Raw genomic sequence first — 19,932 nt, forward strand, 5'->3', positions numbered from 1 at the left:
GCCGGCCACCGGCCCGGCTCAAGGCCGGCCGGGGATGTGCCGATAGCGCAGGGCATGACCCGCGTACACGTGATCCATCCTTCGTCGCCGGTGCGTGAGTCGCACCTTGCCCTGCTGCAGGCCTGCGGATGGTGGGTCAGCGAGGCCGGCAGCCGCCACGGCGCCCTGGACCACCTGGCCGGCCCCGCGGCGCACCGGTTCGGCGACCTGGTGCTGGTCGACCTGAGCGACTGGGCCGTTCCGGGCACCGCCCTGATCCGGTCGTTGCGCCGGCAACTCGCCAGCCCGCTGCCCGTGGTGGCCGTGCTGCCGGACGGGCCGGCGGCCGAGCAGGCGGCCGAGGCCGCGCGCCGCGCCGGAGCCAATCTGCTGCTGCCGGCATCGACCCCGCCTCACCAACTCCTGGCGGCGATCAGCCTGATGACCGGTCAGGCCTTGCCGGCACTGCTGCCATGGCTGTCGAGCACCGACCCGCTGCCGCAGACGCTGGGACAGATCTGGCAGCACTCGCTGGACCTGCTGGCCCTGCCCGACCACGCCGCAGCCACCGTGGTATCGGCCCGCCGTGTGTTCGAACTGTTGCTGTCGCGCCGCGAAGACGATTCTGCGACCGACGCCGCGCTGGCGCTGACGGCGCTGGCCGGTGGGCCGGTGCCGCTGCAGCGCTGGGCCCGGGCCCACCATCCGACGGCGGTGGGCTTGGCAGCGCCGGCAGAGTCGCTTGCCCAGCCGCTGACCCGCCGCACCCTGGTGGTCGACGCCGGAGGTCAGTGCTACGGCCTGCCGCTCGATGCCGATGCCGTGCCTTCGTGCTGGTGGACCGACAGCGGCACGGCGGCCGACACCCCACCCGGGCTGCCGCTGGTCCGGTTGCTGGGCATCAGCGGCTTTCGCCGCCTGCTGGCGACCGACCGCGCCACCGTGGTGCTGCGCGACGCGCTGGACCCGTCGGCGCCCGACCTGGAGATCCGGGTCGACGAGGTGATCGGCCCGCAGAGCCTGCTCGTCGAGCCGGTGTCCGACCTGATGCGCCGCGCCAGCGGCTGCTGCGGGCTGAGCCGGACGCGCGAGGGCCAGCCCGTGCTGGTGCTCGACGCCGCCAGCCTGCGACGCCAGCTCGTGCGCTACCAGCAGCAAGGACTCGCCGCGCCGCGCTGACGTCCCCCGGCCACCGCCGCGGGCTCAGCCCGACAACTGCTGCCAGACCTTCTCGAGCCGCTTGACCGACACCGGCTGCGGCGTCCGGAGTTCCTGCGCGAACAGGCTGATGCGCAGTTCTTCCAATTGCCAGCGGAAGTCGTCCAGACGCGCATCGGCCTGCCCCTTCAGCTCGGCCACGCGACGCAGGTAGCGCTGCTCCAGCGGCCGCAGCTCGGCCAGGCGCTGCGCGTCGCGGGCCGGATCGGCGCGCAGCTTGTCCAAGCGCATCACCACGCCCTTGAGGTAGCGCGGGTAGTGCTGCAACTGGGTCCAGGGCGCGGCCACCACGAAACGCTTGGGCACCAGCCGCTGCAACTGGGCCTGGATGTCCTCGGCCACGTCCTTGGGCGCCTTGCTGTCCTTGAGCTTGCGCGTGGCGGCCGCGTAGTCCACCAGCACCACGCCTGCCAGCCGCGCCACCTCCTGCGCGATCAGGTTCAGCCGCGTGCGCCCTTCGTCGAGGCGTTTGGCGAACGCGAACGCATCCTGCGGCAGCGGCTCCTGCAGGAAGGCACGGTCCAGCGCGACCTCGATGATCTGGTCGCGCAACTCCTCGGCCGTGCCCAGCGGCATGTAGGCCACCGCCATCCGGGTCAGATCGGGAATGTTCTTTTCCAGGTACTTCAGCGGTTCCTTGATCTGCAAGGCCACTAGGCGGCGCAGACCGGCGCGGTGGCGGGCCGCAGCCACGTCGGGCTCGTCGAAGACCTCGATCTCGACGTGGGCGCCACGGTCGATCAGGGCCGGAAAGCCGATCAAGGTCTGCCCCGCTTTGCGGATTTCCATCAGCTCGGGCAGTTCGCCGAAGGTCCAGGCGGTGTAGCGCTGGGCGACAGTGTCGACCGGCGAGGTCGCTGGCGCCTTCACCGCGGCCACCACCCCTTTGGTCGGGGACGGTGCCGGGATCGCGTCCGCTGCCGGGGCGGGCGCGGCCTGCATCTTCAGCGAGGCCAAGGCCTGGAAGGCCGAGCGCGCCTGGCCGCCCAGTTCGGCCTTGAGCGCGGCGAGTTGCCGGCCCATGCCCAGTTGGCGGCCGTGCTCATCGACCACGCGGAAGTTCATGAAAAGATGCGGCGGCAATTGCTCCAGCTTGAAGTCGTTGCGCTGCACCGCCACCTGGGTGTGCTCGCGCACCGCCTTGAGCAGCACGTCGACCAGGTTGCCCTGGCCGAAGGGCACGGTTTCGCAGAACCCTGCCACGTAATCGGGCAGCGGCACCAGGCGCGAACGCGGGCGCTGGTGCAGGCTCTTCACCAGCGCCAGCACCTTGGGCGCCAGCATGCCGGGCACCAGCCAGTCGCAGCGCTCTTCGCTGACCTGGTTCAAGGCGTAAATGGGCACCGTCACCGTCACGCCGTCCTTCGCATCGCCGGGGTCGTGCAGGTAGCTGACGCTGCAATCAACACCGCCGAGCCGGATGGTCTTGGGGAACGCCGCGGTGGTGATGCCGGCCGCCTCGTGGCGCATCAACTCGTCGCGCGTCAGGTGCAGCAGCCTGGGCTGGCGCCTGACTTCGTCGCGGTACCAGCGCTCGAACGACGCGCCGCTGACCACGTCCTTGGGCAGTTGCTGGTCGTAGTAGGCGTGGATCAGCTCGTCGTCCACCAGCACGTCCTGGCGGCGCGACTTGTGCTCCAGCTCTTCCACCTGCGCCATCATCTTGCGGTTGTGGGCCAGGAAGGGCAGCCGGGTCTCCCACTCGCCGTTCACCAGCGCCTCGCGGATGAAGATTTCGCGTGCCGCCGCCATGTCCACGCGGCCGAAGTTCACACGCCGGTTGGCGTAGATGACGATGCCGTAGAGCGTGGCCCGCTCCAGGGCGATGACCTCGGCGGCCTTCTTCTCCCAGTGGGGCTCCAGCAGCTGGGTCTTGAGCAGATGGCCCGCGATCTGGGGGATCCACTGCGGCTCGATGGCGGCCAGGCCGCGGCCGAACAGGCGCGTGGTGTCCACCAGTTCGGCGGCCACCAGCCAGCGGCCGGGCTTCTTGCTCAGATGGGCGCCCGGATGGCGCCAGAACTTGATGCCGCGCGCGCCCAGGTACCAGTCCTCGTCGTCGCTCTTGAGGCCGATGTTGCCCAGCAGGCCGGCCAGCATGGCCATGTGGATCTGTTCGTAGGTCGCCGGGCTGCCGTTCAGGCGCCAACCATGCTCGGCCACCACGGTGTGCAACTGGGTGTGGATGTCGCGCCATTCGCGCACCCGGCGCGGGTTGACGAAGCTGTCGCGCAGGCGCTGCTCCTGCTGGCGATTGGAAAGTTTGTGAGACGGATGACTTTCACCCCCACGGCCCGGCTCGCAGGCTGGGCCGGCTGCGGGGGTCCGGCTGTGCGCAGGCACAGACTGCTCCTGCCCGCTCCGCCCTCGGCCCTCCTCGATCCATTGCCAGAGTTTGAGATAGCCCATGAACTCCGAGCGCTCGTCGTCGAACTTCTTGTGCTTCTCGTCGGCGGCCTGCTGCGCGTCGAGCGGGCGGTCGCGCACGTCCTGGCCGGTCAGCGCCGAGGCGATGATCAGCACCTCGTTCAGGCTCTGCCGGTCGCGCGCTTCCAGGATCATGCGCCCGACACGCGGGTCCAACGGCAGGCGGGACAGCTCCTGGCCGATGGGCGTGAGTTCGTTGTCGTCGTCCACCGCGCCCAGTTCGCCCAGCAGTGCGTAGCCATCGGCGATGGCTTTCCTCGGCGGCGCTTCCAGGAACGGGAAATCCTCCACCTGGCCCAGGCCCAGCGCCTTCATCCGCAGGATCACGCCGGCCAGCGACGAGCGCAGGATCTCGGGATCGGTGAATCGCGGCCGGCCGGCGAAATCCTGCTCGCCGTACAAGCGGATGCAGATGCCATTGGCCACCCGGCCGCAGCGGCCGGCGCGCTGGTTGGCGGCCGCCTGGCTGATCGGCTCGATCTGCAGCTGCTCGACCTTGTTTCGATAGCTATAGCGCTTGACGCGCGCCAGGCCGGCATCGATCACGTAGCGGATGCCCGGCACCGTCAGCGAGGTCTCGGCCACATTGGTGGCCAGCACGATGCGCCGGCCGTTGCCGGCCTCGAACACGCGGTCCTGCTCCTGCTGGCTGAGGCGGGCGAACAGCGGCAGGATCTCGGGCTGCGGACCGCCGCGGTGCTGTTGCGCCAGGTGCTTGCGCAGATGGTCGGCGGCTTCGCGGATCTCGCGCTCGCCGGGCAGAAAGACCAGGATGTCACCCGAGCCTTCGCGCCAGAGTTCGTCCACAGCGTCGGCGATGGCGTCGTTCTGATCGAAGGTCTTGCTTTCCTCGAAGGCCCGGAAGCGCTGCTCGACCGGGAAGGTTCGCCCGCTGACCATCAGCACTGGCGCAGGCCCTGTCGCCGAGGCGAAGTGCCGGGCGAAGCGGTCGGCATCGATGGTGGCCGAGGTGACGATGATCTTCAGGTCCGGCCGCCGCGGCAGGATCTGGCGCAGGTAGCCGAGCAGGAAATCGATGTTGAGGCTGCGCTCGTGGGCCTCGTCGATGATCAGCGTGTCGTAGGCCTTGAGCAGCGGGTCGGTCTGGGTCTCGGCGAGCAGGATGCCGTCGGTCATCAGCTTGACGCTGGCGCCCGGCTGCAGCCGGTCCTGAAAGCGCACCTTGTAGCCCACCACCTCGCCCAGCGGCGTGCCCAGTTCCTCGGCGATGCGCTTGGCCACCGAGCTGGCGGCGATGCGCCGCGGCTGGGTGTGGCCGATCAACCCGGTGCCACCGGCGCCCCGGCCGCGGCCCAGGGCCAGGGCCAGCTTGGGCAGTTGCGTGGTCTTGCCGGAGCCGGTCTCGCCGCAGACGATGACCACCGGGTGCTCGCGCAAGGCTTGGGCGATCTCGTCGCGGCGGGCCGAGACCGGCAGCGATTCGGGAAAGCGGATCGGCGGCACCGGCGTGGCGGCCGGCATCCGGCCGGAGGCCGCGGCCTGGCGCGGCGGGCGGGACGGGCAACGCTCGGCGTGCGGCGGTTCGGTGGGAGTGCGGGGATCGGATTCGGTCACAGGGGCGCGATTATCGGGCTTGGCCGTCGCGCGGCCGCCGCCCTCCGGCGTCCTCAGCGTCCGGCGAAGGGCGCCGCCAGCGGTTCACCGACGAACAGGCCCTGGGCCGGCCACTGCACGCTGCGCCAATAGGCTTCGATCGCCGTGGCCCCTTGCAGGTAGTTCAGCAACAGCACCTGCGGATGCGGAAACTTCTGCAGGTGGTTGCAGGGCTCGCTGACCGTGCCGTAGCTGGCGGTGGCGCCGGCCGAGATCCAGTCCAGCACGGTGCTTTGACCGCCACTGCCGTCCAGCACGCCGCCGAACGAGGTCAGGTGGTCGGCCAGCGCGCCGGGCAGAAAGCCCAGGCGGTCCAGGTCCTTGAGCGTGGCCGCCCCGGTCTGGTAGGCGATGAGGCGGCGGTAGGAACCGGGCGGAACCGCCGGCTCGGTCACGCGCACGATCGTCAGGCCGCTGGTGCCGACCGCGCCAGCGGGCGGGTAGAGCAGGCTGCGCACGTTGCGCGCCGCATCGGCGGTGCTGACGAAGACCGCCTCGCTGGTCGGACCGAACAGGCGCCCCAGTGTCGCGTCCGACGCCACGCCGCGGTCGATCATCCGGCGGGCTTCGTCCTCGCTGCGCGCCGCCAGCAAGATAGCTGGCCGCAGGCCGGCCTGGGTCCACGGCAGGTCGACCGGGTTGTTGAACAACGGCGAATCGGTGCCCGGCCCGCAGGAGTTGGCGCAGACCGCCGGCTCGAATCCCAGCGTCACCGCCGAGGTGATGGACTGGCACGCCACCGCGAAGGGCTCGCGCCACGCCAGTGCGAGCGCCTGGATGTCGGCGCCGAAGAAGGCCGCGATCTGCTCGCGCAGCGTCTTCAGTTCCATCTCGGTCAGGCGCGGCCGGCGCGGCAACTGCAGTCGCAACACCTGCCGCTCGCTCAGGCCGCGCCGGTGCTGCTCGTAGGCCCCGACGGCGACCGAGTACGGGTCGTCGGTGTTGATCACCAGGCCCAGTTGCCCGGCCTGCAGATGCCCGGCGATGCGCGGCACCGCCACCGCGACCGGCAGCGGCAGCGCCGCGACCTCGCCCGCCTGGCCGGCCAACGGCGCGACCAGGGCGGCCAGCAGCGCCAGGGTGACCCTTCGGTCGATCGCAGGCTTCATCGTCATGCGGGCCAGTGTAGGCAGGGCGGACGGGCGCGCTCATCGGGATCCCCTCCAGGCTTCACGCTGCAGGCTTCGCGCCTGGGAGCGGCCCGGCGCGCTCGTGCCGCCCGCGGCTGGCCCTGCGGCACAATCCGGGCGTCATGATGGATCTCGTCTTTCCCCATACCTTCGTGCCGTGGTTCCGCTCGGTGGCGCCGCACATCCATGCCTACCGGGGCAAGACCTTCGTGGTGGGCATTGCCGGCGAGTTGATTGCGGCCGGCAAGCTGAACAACTTCGCGCAGGACATGGCCATCCTGCATGCGATGGGCGTGCGGCTGGTGCTGGTGCACGGCTTTCGCCCACAGGTCAACGAGCAGTTGACGGCCAAGGGCCACACCTCGCGCTTCTCGCATGGCCGCCGCATCACCGACAGCGTGGCGCTGGATTGCGCCCAGGAGGCGGCGGGCCAGCTTCGTTTCGAGATCGAGGCGGCCTTCTCGCAGGGCTTGCCCAACACGCCGATGGCCAACTCGACGGTGCGGGTCGTGTCCGGCAACTTCCTCACCGCGCGGCCGGTCGGCATCGTCGACGGGGTCGATTTCCTGTCCAGCGGTGTCGTGCGCAAGGTCGACGCCGCGGCGATCCGCCGGGCGATCGACATCGGCGCGCTGGTGCTGCTGTCGCCTTTCGGCTTTTCGCCGACCGGCGAAGCCTTCAATCTGTCGATGGAAGACGTCGCCACCGCCACCGCGGTGGCGCTGCAGGCCGACAAGCTGCTGTTCCTGACCGAAACGGCCGGTATCGCGGAACAGCCCGGCGTGGCCGACAGCCCGATCGACACCGAACTGGCGCTCGCCGACGCCGAGCGGCTGCTCGCGACGCTTCCCGCACCGACCCAGCCGACCGACACCGCGTTCTATCTCCAGCATTGCGTCGCAGCCTGCCGTGGCGGCGTGGAACGCTCGCACATCCTTCCGTTTGCCACCGATGGTGCCTTGCTGATGGAGGTGTTCACCCACGACGGCATCGGCACCATGGTCGTGGACGAAAAACTCGAAAGCCTGCGCGAGGCGGATTCGGACGACGTCGGCGGCATATTGCAGCTGATCGAGCCGTTCGAGCGCGACGGCACCCTGGTCAAACGCGGCCGCACCGAAATCGAGCGCGACATCGCCAACTACACGGTGATCGAGCACGACGGCGTGATCTTCGGCTGTGCCGCGCTCTACCCTTATCCCGAAGCGAGAACCGGCGAAATGGCGGCCTTGACGGTCTCGCCGCAGGTTCAAGGCCAGGGTGACGGCGACAAGATACTCAAGCGCGTCGAGCAGCGAGCCCGTGCGATGGGATTGGAAACCATTTTCGTGCTCACGACGCGCACGATGCACTGGTTCATCAAGCGAGGATTCAGCGCGGTGGATGCCGACTGGCTTCCCGAGGCACGCAAGCGAAAATACAACTGGGACCGGCGCTCGCAGGTGCTGGTCAAGAAACTCGGCTGAGCCCGATGTTCCCGACCTTCTGAAACTTTTAACGGAGCAAGCATGGCACGCACGATTCAATGCAGCTATCTGAAGAAGGAGGCCGAAGGCCTCGATTTCTCGCCCTACCCGGGCGAACTGGGCAAGCGAATCTACGACCACATCAGCAAGGAAGCCTTCGAACTCTGGAAAAAGCACCAGACCATGCTGGTGAACGAAAATCGGCTGAACCTGGCCGATGCGAGGGCGCGCCAGTATCTGGCCCGGCAGATGGAACAATTCCTGTTCGGCGGCAGTGCCGACCAACCCACTGGATTTGTACCGCCGGCGGCCTGAGCGGCCGGCCGAAAATATTCCTCTCTCCCGCGGCCGATCGGCCGCGGCCTGTCCGGCTGCATCCGGTATACGCCACAAGGCCAGTTCAGGTATCATGCGCCTGCCCCTGGGGTATTTGAATGGAGTTGTCTGCTATGCCCACGATTCAAGAACTGCTGGCCCAAAAGGCCGCGCTCGAAAAGCAAATTGCCGAAGCGCAGCGCAGCGCGCGTGCTGATGCCATCGCCAAGGTCAAGGCCTTGATGGCCGAATATGGCTTGACGGCCACCGATCTCGCCGGCAAGGCCGCTCCCGCGGCAAAACCCGAAGGCGGCAAGAAAGTCGCGGCCAAATACCGCGATCCGGCGACCGGCCAGAGTTGGACCGGCCGTGGCCTGAAGCCCAAGTGGCTGCAAGCGGCCATCGAATCCGGCAAATCGCTGAGCGATTTCGCGCTCTGAGCGTCGCAGCGGTGGCCAGTGACGGCCGTCGCTGCAAGGAGAGCCGGTCACGCCATGGCGGCCCGTGACGGCACCTGGCCGTGCGAAAATGAAGACTATCGTCGGGGCAGCCACCGCTGCCCCGAGCTCTTTCCGGGACGCGTTTGGAGCCGCCCGCCTGCTCTAGACTGCGTCCCGTGATCCCCTCAGGCTTTATCCAGGAACTGCTGACCCGCACCGACATCGTCGACGTGGTGGGACGGCACGTGGAACTCAAGCGGGCCGGTCTCAACTACATGGGGCTGTGCCCCTTCCACGGCGAAAAGTCACCGAGCTTTTCGGTCAGCCCGAGCAAGCAGTTCTATTACTGCTTTGGCTGCCATGCCAGTGGCGACGCGATCCGCTTCCTGACCGAACACCTGGGCCTCAGCTTCCACGAAGCCGTCACCGACCTGGCACGCTCGGCCGGCCTGGTCGTCCCGGAAGACGAGGCCTCTCCGGCCGAGCGCGCCCTGGTGCAGCAGCAGCGCGAACACCAGGCGACGCTGACCGACGTGCTGGAGCGTGCAGCCGACCACTTCCGCAAGGAACTCAAGGCCAGCCCGCGCGCCGTGGCTTATCTGAAAGGACGTGGACTGACCGGCGAGGTGGCGCTGCGCTTCGGCCTCGGCTATGCGCCGGAGGGCTGGCGCACGCTGGCCAGCGTGTTTCCCCGTTACGACGATCCGCTCCTTGCCGAATCCGGCATGGTGATCGTGCAAGGCGAGGACGGTGCCGAGCAAAAGCGCTACGACCGCTTTCGCGACCGCATCATGTTTCCGATCCGCAGCGTCAAGGGCGACACCATCGCCTTCGGTGGTCGGGTGCTGGACAAGGGCGAGCCCAAATATCTGAATTCGCCCGAGACGCCCGTCTTCGTCAAGGGCCGGGAACTCTACGGCTTGTTCGAGGCCCGCACCGGCATGCGCGAGAAGGGCTACGCACTGGTGACCGAAGGCTACATGGACGTGGTGGCACTGGCGCAGCTGGGCTTTCCGAATGCCGTCGCCACGCTGGGCACGGCCTGCACGGCCGAACACGTGCACAAACTGCTGCGCTTCACCGACCAGGTGGTGTTCAGTTTCGATGGCGACGCCGCTGGCCGCCGTGCCGCCGGGCGGGCGCTGGAAGCGTCGCTGCCCCACGCCAGCGACACGCGCAGCTTCCGCTTCCTGTTCCTGCCTGCAGAACACGACCCGGACAGCTACATCCGCGAATTCGGCAAGGAAGGCTTTGAGGCCTGCGTGCGCCACGCCGTGCCCTTGTCCAGGCAACTGGTCGAGCAGGCCTCGGCGGACTGCGACCTGGCAACCGCCGAGGGCCGTGCCCGCATGTTGTCCCAGGCTCGGCCGCTGTGGGCCGCGCTGCCGGAAGGCGCACTGCGCCTGCAATTGCTGTCCGAACTGGCGCGCCTGGGCAGCCTGCCCAGCACCGAGTTGAGCGCGTTATGGCAATCGCAGGAGGCCACGCCGCATCCGCGCGGCGACAGTGCCGCCGACCCCGCCCACGCGACCTCGCCTCGATCCCGTGATGGCGCCGCGACCGGCCAGCGCCGTTTTGGCCGCGCGCCCCCCAGTCCGGTGGCATCGGGGCGGCGCCTGCCGCCCAAGCGGCCGGAGGACCGCGTGGTGCAACTGCTGTTCAGCCAGCCGGGCTGGTGGGACCGCCTCACGGCCACCGAGCACGAGCTTCTGCATGGGTTGCCTGCCCCGCACGGCCCGGCCATCGCCTGGCTGGAGCGCGATCTCGCGGAACACGGCGCGCGCCCCTGGGCCGTGCTGCGCGAAGCCCTGTCGCACGACGATGGCCTGCCACCCGACAGCCGGCGGCTGGCCGACGGTGATGCCGAGCCGGACGCCAGCGAGGACGATCTGCATTCGGCGGTCGGCCGGTTGCGGGTCGGCGAACTGAACCGCCGCCTGGAGGCACTGGCAACGCAGCCCGAGCTGGACCTGCCGGCCTATCGTGCCTTGACTGACGAGCGCAACGGCCTCAATGCCCGGCTCCAGGCCCTGGCGCAGCGCACGCCGAGCGAGTGATCCGGGTATAATCCGATCTTTCAGCGGCAAGAGTGACAGCAGCACCTCCGGACCCGGCCACCCGCGACACGGGAAACACCAGGCCCCCTTCCCCGCAAGGGCTGCATCGATTGACGGTCACGCCAACTTGTCCGCCTGCGCTGTTCCGGTGTGGATTCCGGAACGCGTCGTGTCATCGCCAGACGCATGTCCTGCCCTTCGTTTTGGGGTGGCAGTCGCGTGATGTCGGGCTCTTGATGACGATTGCCGGGCCCCCAGGGCTCCTCACCGAGACACCGCATGACCGCCAAGAAAACCGCCGCTGCTCCGAAGCCCGCCGCCAAGCCCGCCGCTGCCCCCTCCGCAACGAACAAGCCGACGGCCGGCAAGTCAGCCGCGTCCAAGGCCGCCGCGGTCGCTGACGAGGCCAAGAAGGCGCAGCTGCCGGTGGCCGACGACGGCAAGGCCAAGCGCGGTCGCAAGCCCAAGGTGGAAGCGGTCGAAAAGACCTCCAAGAAGAAGGCCGAGGTGCTGGAAGACGACCTGATCGACGTCGAGGCCGAACTGGAGGTCGAGGCCGAGGTGATCGAGTCGGTCGACGAAGGCGGCGACAAGCCCAAGGCCAAGCCGCTGCGCATGAAGGTCAGCCGCGCCAAGGAGCGCGCACTGATGCGCGAGTTCGGCCTGGACGAGACCGCGCTGACCGAGGAAGAGGTCGCCAAGCGCCGTCAGGAGCTCAAGACGCTCATCAAGATGGGCAAGACGCGCGGTTACCTGACGCACCAGGAGATCAACGACCACCTGCCCGAGAAGCTGGTCAACGAGGAGATCCTCGAGGCCATCATCTCGATGCTCAACGACATGGGCATCGCGGTCTACGAGCAGGCACCCGACGCCGCCACGCTGCTGATCGCCGGCGGTGCCACCGCCGCGGCGACCGAGGAAGAGGCCGAGGAAGCCGCCGAGGCGGCGCTGTCGACGGTCGACTCCGAATTCGGCCGCACCACCGACCCGGTGCGCATGTACATGCGCGAGATGGGCTCGGTCGAACTGTTGACGCGCGAAGGCGAGATCGAGATCGCCAAGCGCATCGAAGGCGGCCTGCAGGCGATGATGCTGGCCATCTCGGCCTCGCCCACCACGATCGCCGAGATCCTGGCCATGGCCGATCGGATCGCCGCCGGTGAACAGCAGATCTCCGAAGTGGTCGACGGCTTCGTCGCCGCCGACGAAGCGGACGACTATGTCGCCGAGGAAGATTTCGACGAGTTCGACGAGGAAGACGACGACGACGGCAACGGCGGCTCAAAGGCCCTGACCAAGAAGCTGGAAGAGCTCAAGAGCCAGGCGCTGATCAAGTTCGCCGACCTGCGCACCCATTTCGACAAGATGCGCAAGGCCTTCGAAAAGGAAGGCTACAAGTCCTCGTCCTACAACAAGGCGCAGGGCGCGATCAGCCAGGATCTGATGACGATCCGCTTCACGGTCAAGACGATCGAGAAGCTGTGCGACATCCTGCGCTCGCAGGTCGACGACGTGCGCCGCTACGAGCGCGAGATCCGCAAGATCGTGGTCGACAAATGCGGGATGCCGCAGGACCATTTCATCAAGACCTTCCCGCCCAATGCCTTGAACCTGAAGTGGGCCGAGAAGGAAATCGCACTGGGCAAGAACTACAGCGCGATCATGGGTCGCAACCTGCCGGCGATCCAGGAACTGCAGCAGAAGCTGATCGACCTGCAGGCGCGCGCCGTGGTGCCGGTGGAAGACCTCAAGGACATCAACAAGCGCATGAACGAGGGCGAGAAGTCCTCGCGCGATGCGAAGAAGGAGATGATCGAGGCCAACCTGCGCCTGGTGATCTCGATCGCCAAGAAGTACACCAACCGCGGCCTGCAGTTCCTCGACCTGATCCAGGAAGGCAACATCGGCCTGATGAAGGCGGTCGACAAGTTCGAATACCGCCGCGGCTACAAGTTCTCGACCTACGCCACCTGGTGGATCCGTCAGGCCATCACCCGCTCGATCGCCGACCAGGCGCGCACCATCCGCATCCCGGTGCACATGATCGAGACGATCAACAAGATGAACCGTCTGAGCCGGCAGCATCTGCAGGAGTTCGGCTTCGAGCCGGACGCCCCGACGCTGGCCGAGAAGATGGAGATGCCCGAGGACAAGATCCGCAAGATCATGAAGATCGCCAAGGAGCCGATCTCCATGGAAACCCCGATCGGCGACGACGACGACAGCCACCTGGGCGACTTCATCGAGGACACCAACAACACCGCGCCGATCGAGGCCGCGATGCAGGCCGGCCTGCGCGACGTGGTCAAGGACATCCTCGACAGCCTGACGCCGCGCGAGGCCAAGGTGCTGCGCATGCGCTTCGGCATCGAGATGTCCACCGACCACACGCTGGAGGAAGTGGGCAAGCAGTTCGACGTGACGCGCGAGCGCATCCGCCAGATCGAGGCCAAGGCCATCCGCAAGCTCAAGCACCCGAGCCGTTCGGACAAGTTGCGCACCTACCTCGACAACATCTGATCGCCAGGCGGCGCGACGCTACACTCGGTGACGCATGGCCACCATCAAGCGTCGCGTCGTCCTGTTCGCCGATCTGCGCGGCAGCACCGCTCTCTACGAAACACTGGGCAACGCGCAGGCGACGACGCTGGTCACGCGCTCGATCACGGCCCTGGCGCGCCGGGTTCCGGCTGCCGGAGGGCAATTGGTCAAGACGCTGGGCGATGGCTTGATGGCGGTGTTCCCCAACGTGCGCTCGGCAGTCATGGCCTCGGTCGCGATGCACGAAGCCCTGCTGCAGGACACGGCCTGGGCACCGACCGGACATGATCACGAAGCCGAGGCGGTCGCGCGCCTGCAGCTCCAGGTGGCCATCGCCGCCGGCGAGGTGGTCGAGGTGGGGGGCGACTGCTTCGGCGACGCGGTCAATGTCGCTGCCCGGCTGCTCGACCATGCCGGCGACAACGAGACGCTGATCAGCCGCGAGGTCTTCGACGACTTGCCCTGGGAAGCGCGGACCCGCTTCCGCCATCTGGACAAGGTCCACCTGCGCGGACGCGCCGAACCGTGCGACGTGTACTTGTTGGCGGGCCGCGATGCGGACACGGCCGTCACCCAGTTGGAATCCCGTGTCGCGCTGACCGAGCCCAGCGGGATCCGCCTGGTCTGGAACCACGAAACCAGCGAATTCGGACGTGACCAGTTGCCGGTGGTGCTCGGCCGCAGCGTCACGGCGACGCTGCGAATCGACGACAACCGCGTCTCGCGCGCCCACGCCCGGATCGACATGATGGGCGGCGCGCTGCAGCTCACCGACCTGAGCATCAATGGCAGCTTCGTCCGGTTCGCGGGCGACGACGAAGTCCTCAGCTTGCGCCGCGGCGCATGCACCCTGCATGGCAGCGGTTGGCTGGGATTGGGAGGATCGCCCGAGAATCCCAAGACGCCAATCGTTGAATTCACCGTGTTGGCGGGTAGCCCGTGAACAGCACCCAGACGACCTCTGACCCGCTCCGTTGCAGCGGTGGTGGCCAAATCCCCTTTTGATGGATCGCATGCGCTTTCGCCCTGAACCAGCCTTCTCCCACGCCGGCCATGCCGATGCCGCCGCGGTCGACCTCAGCCTCACTGGCGTGCTGCTGGTCAACCTGGGCACGCCCGACGCTCCGACCCCGGCCGCACTGCGGCGCTATCTCGCGGAATTCCTCAGCGATCCCCGGGTGGTCGAAATTCCGGCGGCGCTGTGGCAGCTCATCCTCCACGGCATCATCCTGCGGGTCCGGCCCTCCAAGTCCGCCGCCAAGTACGCCAAAGTCTGGATGACCGAGGGCTCGCCGCTGCTGGTGTGGATGCGCCGTCAGGCGCAGGGCCTGCAGCAGCGCCTGATCGAGCAAGGCGCCGCGGTGCGCGTGCTGCCGGCAATGCGCTACGGGCGACCCTCGATCGCATCGGCGCTGGATGCGTTTCGGGCCCAGGGCGTCACGCGCGTGCTGGTGCTGCCGGCCTACCCGCAGTATTCGGGCGCCACCACGGCCAGCAGTTTTGACGCCGTCGCGGCCTGGGGCACCCGGGCCCGGTTCGTGCCGGAGCTGCGCTTCATTCATCAGTACCACGACGACCCGGACCACATCGCGGCCTTGGCCGGCAGCGTGCGCAGCCACTGGGCGCGCGAAGGCCGCGCCGGTGTGCTGCTGATGAGCTTTCACGGCATGCCGGCGCGCACCTTGCATCTGGGCGACCCCTACCACTGCCAATGCCACAAGACGGCGCGCCTGCTCGCCGAGGCCTTGGGTCTGGGACCGCAGGACTACCGGGTCAGCTTTCAGAGCCGTTTCGGCAAGGCCAAGTGGCTGGAGCCCTCGACCGAACCGACGCTCAAGGCCCTGGCGGCGGCCGGCGTGGAGCGGGTCGACGTGATCTGCCCCGGTTTCTCCGCCGATTGCCTGGAGACGCTGGAAGAGATCAACATGGAAGGTCGCGAGGCTTTTCTGGGCGCCGGCGGCAAGGCTTTCCACTACATCGCCTGTCTCAACGATTCGCCCGAGGGCCTCGAAGCGCTGACCCGCCTCGTGCTGAAACATCTGGCCGGTTGGCCCGTCACCGCCCTGCCCCCGGCCGAACGCTCGGCCAGCCGTCAGCGAGCCCTCGCGATGGGCGCGCCGGTCTGACACGGTGAGCGCCTCCGAGAACCTGCCGGCGGGCGGTCCACGCGTGGCCGCCGGCCCGGTCCGCCTGGACAAATGGCTGTGGGCCGCGCGGCTGTTCAAGACCCGTGCGCTGGCGGTCGATGCGATCGGCAAGCACCGCATCGAGATCAACGGCCAGTCCGTCAAGCCGGCGCGCGAGGTGCGTGTCGGCGACACCTTGAGCCTTCGCGAGCCCGGCCACCCGCCGCGGGTGCTGCGCGTGCTGCTGCTGAGCGACGTGCGCGGTCCGGCGCCTCAGGCGCAACAGCTCTACCAGGAGACACCGGAGAGCCTGGCAGCTCGCGAGCAGGCGCGCGAGGCACGGCGCCAGGGCGTGGAGCCCGCCCAGACGCTCGAACAGGGTCGCCCCACCAAGCGCGACCGCCGGCAATGGGCCGACTGGAACCGTTGGAGCGCCAGCGCCGACGACTGAGGCCGTGTCGCCGCGCGCAGCGCTGCGTGCGGGATCGACACAAATTCGGCGCCCCCTCTTGAAATCACCACCGCGAGCCCCAAGTGCCGGCCGATGCCGGAACAGGCCGGCACGCCAACCAGACCATCCCATGAGCCAGAACGACCCGAACACGCCCCCGCAGCCCACGGACACCCCGTCAAACGACACCGCCGCAGCGGACGCTTCGGCCACGCTGGAGGCCCGCCTGGCGGATCTGGAAGCCCGCCACGCCGAGGTCTCGGACGCCTACCTGCGGGCCAAGGCCGAAGGCGAGAACATCCGCCGCCGTGCCGACGAGGAAATCAGCAAGGCGCGCAAGTTTTCTCTGGAATCCTTCGCCGAGGCGCTGCTGCCGGTGAAGGACAGCCTGGAAGCGGCGATCGCGCTGCCCGACGCCCCGGTGGAAAAGGTGCTCGAAGGCGTGCACATCACACTGCGCCAGCTGGCCCAGGCACTGGAGCGCAACAAGGTGCTGGAGATCAATCCGCCCGCCGGCACGCGCTTCGACCCGCACCAGCACCAGGCCATCAGCATGGTGCCCGCCGATCAGGACGCCAACACCGTGGTGGCCGTGCTGCAAAAGGGCTACCTGATCGCCGAGCGGGTGCTGCGCCCGGCGCTGGTCACCGTCGCCGCCCCCAAATGATCGGTTCCAGGCGGTTTCGTGCGGCACAAGGCCTTGAAACCCCCTGAAACACAACCAAATCCAGAACAACCGGACATTCCTTCAGGAGCATACGAACATGGGAAAAATCATTGGTATTGACCTCGGCACCACCAACTCGTGCGTGGCCATCATGGAAGGCAACACCACCAAGGTGATCGAGAACTCGGAAGGTGCACGCACCACGCCGTCCATCATTGCGTACCAGGAAGACGGCGAAGTGCTGGTCGGCGCCTCGGCCAAGCGCCAGGCCGTCACCAACCCGCGCAACACCGTGTACGCCGCCAAGCGCCTGATCGGCCGCAAGTTCACCGAGAAGGAAGTGCAGAAGGACATCGACCTGATGCCCTACACGATCGCTGCTGCCGACAATGGCGATGCCTGGATCGAGGTGCGCGGCAAGAAGCTCGCGCCGCCGCAGGTCAGCGCCGAAGTGCTGCGCAAGATGAAGAAGACCGCCGAGGACTACCTGGGCGAAGAAGTGACCGAAGCCGTCATCACCGTCCCGGCCTACTTCAACGACAGCCAGCGCCAGGCGACCAAGGACGCTGGCCGCATCGCCGGCCTGGACGTCAAGCGCATCATCAACGAGCCCACCGCCGCGGCCCTGGCCTTCGGCCTGGACAAGCACGGCAAGGGCGACCGCAAGATCGCCGTGTTCGACCTGGGTGGCGGCACCTTCGACATCTCCATCATCGAGATCGCCGATGTCGACGGCGAAAAGCAGTTCGAAGTGCTGTCGACCAACGGCGACACCTTCCTGGGCGGCGAAGACTTCGACCAGCGCGTGATCGACTACATCGTCACCGAGTTCAAGAAGGAGCAAGGCGTCGACCTGACCAAGGACGTGCTGGCCCTGCAGCGCCTGAAGGAAGCGGCCGAAAAGGCCAAGATCGAACTCTCGAACAGCACGCAGACCGACGTCAACCTGCCCTACATCACGGCCGACGCCTCGGGGCCGAAGCACCTGAACATCAAGCTGACCCGCGCCAAGCTGGAAAGCCTGGTCGACGAGTTGATCGAGCGCACGATGGCCCCCTGCCACACCGCCATCAAGGATGCCGGCGTCAAGGTCAGCGACATCGACGACGTGATCCTGGTCGGCGGCATGACCCGCATGCCCAAGGTGCAGGAGAAGGTCAAGGAGTTGTTCGGCAAGGAGCCGCGCAAGGACGTCAACCCTGACGAAGCGGTCGCCGTCGGTGCGGCCATCCAGGGCCAGGTGCTGGGCGGCGAGCGCAAGGACGTGCTGCTGCTGGACGTCACCCCGCTGTCGCTGGGCATCGAGACCCTGGGCGGCGTGATGACCAAGATGATCAAGAAGAACACCACGATCCCGACCAAGTTCTCGCAGGTGTTCTCGACGGCCGACGACAACCAGCCGGCCGTCACCATCAAGGTCTACCAGGGCGAGCGTGAACTGGCCGTGGGCAACAAGAGCCTGGGCGAGTTCAACCTCGAAGGCATCCCGCCGGCCCCGCGCGGCCTGCCGCAGATCGAGGTGAGCTTCGACATCGACGCCAATGGCATCCTGCACGTGGGCGCCAAGGACAAGGGCACCGGCAAGGAAAACAAGATCACGATCAAGGCCAACTCAGGTCTGTCGGAAGACGAGATCCAGAAGATGGTCAAGGACGCGGAGCTCAACGCTGCCGAAGACGCCAAGAAGCTGGAACTGGTCCAGGCCCGCAACCAGGCCGACGCGATGATCCACTCGGTCAAGAAGAGCCTGAGCGAGCATGGTGACAAGCTGGAGGCCGGCGAGAAGGAAAAGATCGAGGCCGCGCTGAAGGACGCTGAAGAGGCGATCAAGGGCGAGGACAAGGCCACCATCGATGCCAAGACCGAAGCCCTGATGACCGCCAGCCAGAAGCTGGGCGAGAAGCTCTACGCCGAACAGCAAGCCGCCGCGGCGGGCGCTGCCGGCGCCGAGAGTGCCGCCAGCGCAGCGCCGGAAGCCGGACCGGCCGACGACAACGTGGTCGACGCCGAATTCAAGGAAGTCAAGAAGTGATCTTCCTGCGTCACGGCGGGCACCCCATGCCGCCGTGATGACGCGCCGCGCTCGGGGGGTTGGATCCGTTCAACCTCTCAGCGCGGCGGTTTTGCTTCACGAGCTCGAGAGATTCCATGGCAAAGCGCGACTATTACGAGATCCTCGGCGTTCCCAAGAACGCCTCCGAGGACGACATCAAGAAGGCCTACCGCAAGCTGGCCATGAAGCACCACCCGGACCGCAACCAGGGTGACGGAAGCAAGGCGGCCGAGGAGCGGTTCAAGGAGGCCAAAGAGGCCTACGAGATGCTGTCCGATGCGAACAAGCGGGCGGCCTACGATCAGCACGGCCATGCCGGCGTGGACCCGAATGCGGGAATGCGCGGCGGCCCCGGCGCCGAGGGGTTCGGCGGCTTCGCCGAGGCCTTCGGCGACATCTTCGGCGACATCTTCGGCGGCCAGAACGGCGGCGGCGGTCGCCGTGGCGGTGGCGGCCAGCAGATCTATCGCGGCAGCGACCTCAGCTACGCGATGGAGATCACGCTCGAAGAAGCCGCACTGGGCAAGGACAGCCAGATCCGCATTCCCAGCTGGGACGCCTGCGACACCTGCGGCGGCAGCGGCGCCAAGCCCGGCACCAAGGCCAAGACCTGTGGCACCTGCAACGGCAGCGGCACCGTGCACATGCGCCAGGGCTTCTTCAGCATCCAGCAGAGCTGCCCGCACTGCCAGGGCACGGGCAAGATCATCCCCGAGCCCTGCACCACCTGCGGCGGCGCCGGCAAGATCAAGCGCCAGAAGACGCTGGAGGTCAAGATTCCGGCCGGCATCAACGAAGGCATGCGCATCCGCTCGGCCGGCAACGGCGAGCCCGGCACCAATGGTGGGCCGCCCGGCGACCTGTACATCGAGATCCGCATCAAGCAGCACGACATCTTCGAGCGCGATGGCGACGACCTGCACTGCACCATCCCGGTCGGCATGGTCACGGCGGCACTGGGCGGATCGATCGAAGTGCCGACCTTGACCAGCAAGCTGGAGATCGAGTTGCCCGAGGGAACCCAGCATGGCAAGACCTTCCGCCTGCGCGGCAAGGGCATCAAGGGCATCCGTTCGACCTATCCGGGCGACCTGTACTGCCATGTCACCGTGGAGACCCCGGTCAAGCTGACCGAGCATCAGCGCAAGCTGCTGAAGGAGCTCGACGAATCGCTCAAGAAGGGCGGTGACAAGCATTCGCCCAATGCCAAGAGCTGGACGGACCGGGTCAAGGATTTGTTCAAGTAAGCGCGTCCCGCCGGTCTCGAAATCAGCAGGCCCACCCGTGCGTGGGCCTGCGCTCTTTGGGGCGCTGCTCAAGCTTTGGGCAGATCGGCCGAAACTGTGGTGAAGACAACCGCCGGCAGCAACTTGGCTGGCGAATGCCCTGAGTTGCCGTGCCGCCATTCCCCTGTCGGCACGTCAATGCCCTGCAATTCAGCCGCA

Annotated in this window: 14 protein-coding genes; 12 read left to right on the forward strand and 2 right to left on the reverse strand. The window is 67.5% G+C overall.

The genetic code is table 11. From position 1 onward, the window contains the following. Positions 1-54: 54 nt before the first annotated feature. Positions 55-1,158, forward strand: coding sequence for a hypothetical protein (locus tag AC0N04_RS14580; protein WP_474282884.1), 1,104 nt, complete (start codon positions 55-57; stop codon positions 1,156-1,158). A 24-nt stretch (positions 1,159-1,182) separates the two neighbouring features. Here AC0N04_RS14580 and hrpA read toward each other — a convergent pair whose 3' ends face one another. Next, positions 1,183-5,106 carry an ATP-dependent RNA helicase HrpA gene (gene hrpA, locus AC0N04_RS14585; protein ID WP_474283077.1) on the reverse strand — a complete coding sequence of 1,308 codons (3,924 nt, stop codon included), beginning with the start codon at positions 5,104-5,106 and terminating at the stop codon, positions 1,183-1,185. A gap of 146 nt (positions 5,107-5,252) precedes the next feature. Then, positions 5,253-6,353, reverse strand: a complete 1,101-nt coding sequence (locus AC0N04_RS14590) for a TIGR03790 family protein (protein WP_474282886.1) — start codon at positions 6,351-6,353, stop codon at positions 5,253-5,255. A gap of 140 nt (positions 6,354-6,493) precedes the next feature. On the opposite strand from AC0N04_RS14590, the gene argA reads away from it, so the two are divergent. The 11 genes from argA (at position 6,494) to dnaJ (ending at position 19,734) form a co-directional block, all read left to right on the forward strand. Next, complete coding sequence (argA, locus tag AC0N04_RS14595) at positions 6,494-7,834, forward strand: amino-acid N-acetyltransferase (RefSeq protein WP_474283078.1); 1,341 nt, start codon at positions 6,494-6,496, stop codon at positions 7,832-7,834. Between the two features lie 42 nt (positions 7,835-7,876). Continuing rightward, positions 7,877-8,149, forward strand: a complete 273-nt coding sequence (locus AC0N04_RS14600) for an oxidative damage protection protein (protein ID WP_474282888.1) — start codon at positions 7,877-7,879, stop codon at positions 8,147-8,149. A 134-nt stretch (positions 8,150-8,283) separates the two neighbouring features. After that, positions 8,284-8,589: an H-NS histone family protein gene (locus AC0N04_RS14605; RefSeq protein WP_474282890.1), complete on the forward strand. Its 306-nt coding sequence runs from the start codon at positions 8,284-8,286 to the stop codon at positions 8,587-8,589. Between the two features lie 176 nt (positions 8,590-8,765). Then, on the forward strand, positions 8,766-10,646 hold the full coding sequence (dnaG, locus tag AC0N04_RS14610; RefSeq protein WP_474282892.1) for a DNA primase: 1,881 nt from the start codon (positions 8,766-8,768) through the stop codon (positions 10,644-10,646). 279 nt (positions 10,647-10,925) lie between these two features. After that, positions 10,926-13,169 (forward strand): RNA polymerase sigma factor RpoD, encoded by a 2,244-nt coding sequence (gene rpoD / locus AC0N04_RS14615; protein ID WP_474282894.1) that lies wholly within the window; start codon positions 10,926-10,928, stop codon positions 13,167-13,169. A 34-nt stretch (positions 13,170-13,203) separates the two neighbouring features. After that, positions 13,204-14,133, forward strand: a complete 930-nt coding sequence (locus AC0N04_RS14620; protein ID WP_474282896.1) for an adenylate/guanylate cyclase domain-containing protein — start codon at positions 13,204-13,206, stop codon at positions 14,131-14,133. A gap of 70 nt (positions 14,134-14,203) precedes the next feature. Then, on the forward strand, positions 14,204-15,316 hold the full coding sequence (gene hemH / locus AC0N04_RS14625) for a ferrochelatase (protein ID WP_474282898.1): 1,113 nt from the start codon (positions 14,204-14,206) through the stop codon (positions 15,314-15,316). Between the two features lie 4 nt (positions 15,317-15,320). Then, a complete protein-coding gene (locus AC0N04_RS14630; protein WP_474282900.1) occupies positions 15,321-15,767 on the forward strand; it encodes an RNA-binding S4 domain-containing protein in 447 nt (148 codons plus the stop codon). 130 nt (positions 15,768-15,897) lie between these two features. Further along, positions 15,898-16,434, forward strand: a complete 537-nt coding sequence (gene grpE, locus AC0N04_RS14635; RefSeq protein ID WP_474282902.1) for a nucleotide exchange factor GrpE — start codon at positions 15,898-15,900, stop codon at positions 16,432-16,434. 97 nt (positions 16,435-16,531) lie between these two features. Continuing rightward, a complete protein-coding gene (gene dnaK, locus AC0N04_RS14640; protein WP_474282904.1) occupies positions 16,532-18,466 on the forward strand; it encodes a molecular chaperone DnaK in 1,935 nt (644 codons plus the stop codon). A gap of 116 nt (positions 18,467-18,582) precedes the next feature. Next, positions 18,583-19,734: a molecular chaperone DnaJ gene (dnaJ, locus tag AC0N04_RS14645; RefSeq protein WP_474282906.1), complete on the forward strand. Its 1,152-nt coding sequence runs from the start codon at positions 18,583-18,585 to the stop codon at positions 19,732-19,734. Positions 19,735-19,932: the final 198 nt, after the last annotated feature.

It is taken from the genome of Ideonella sp. sgz306126 (genome assembly GCF_056032705.1).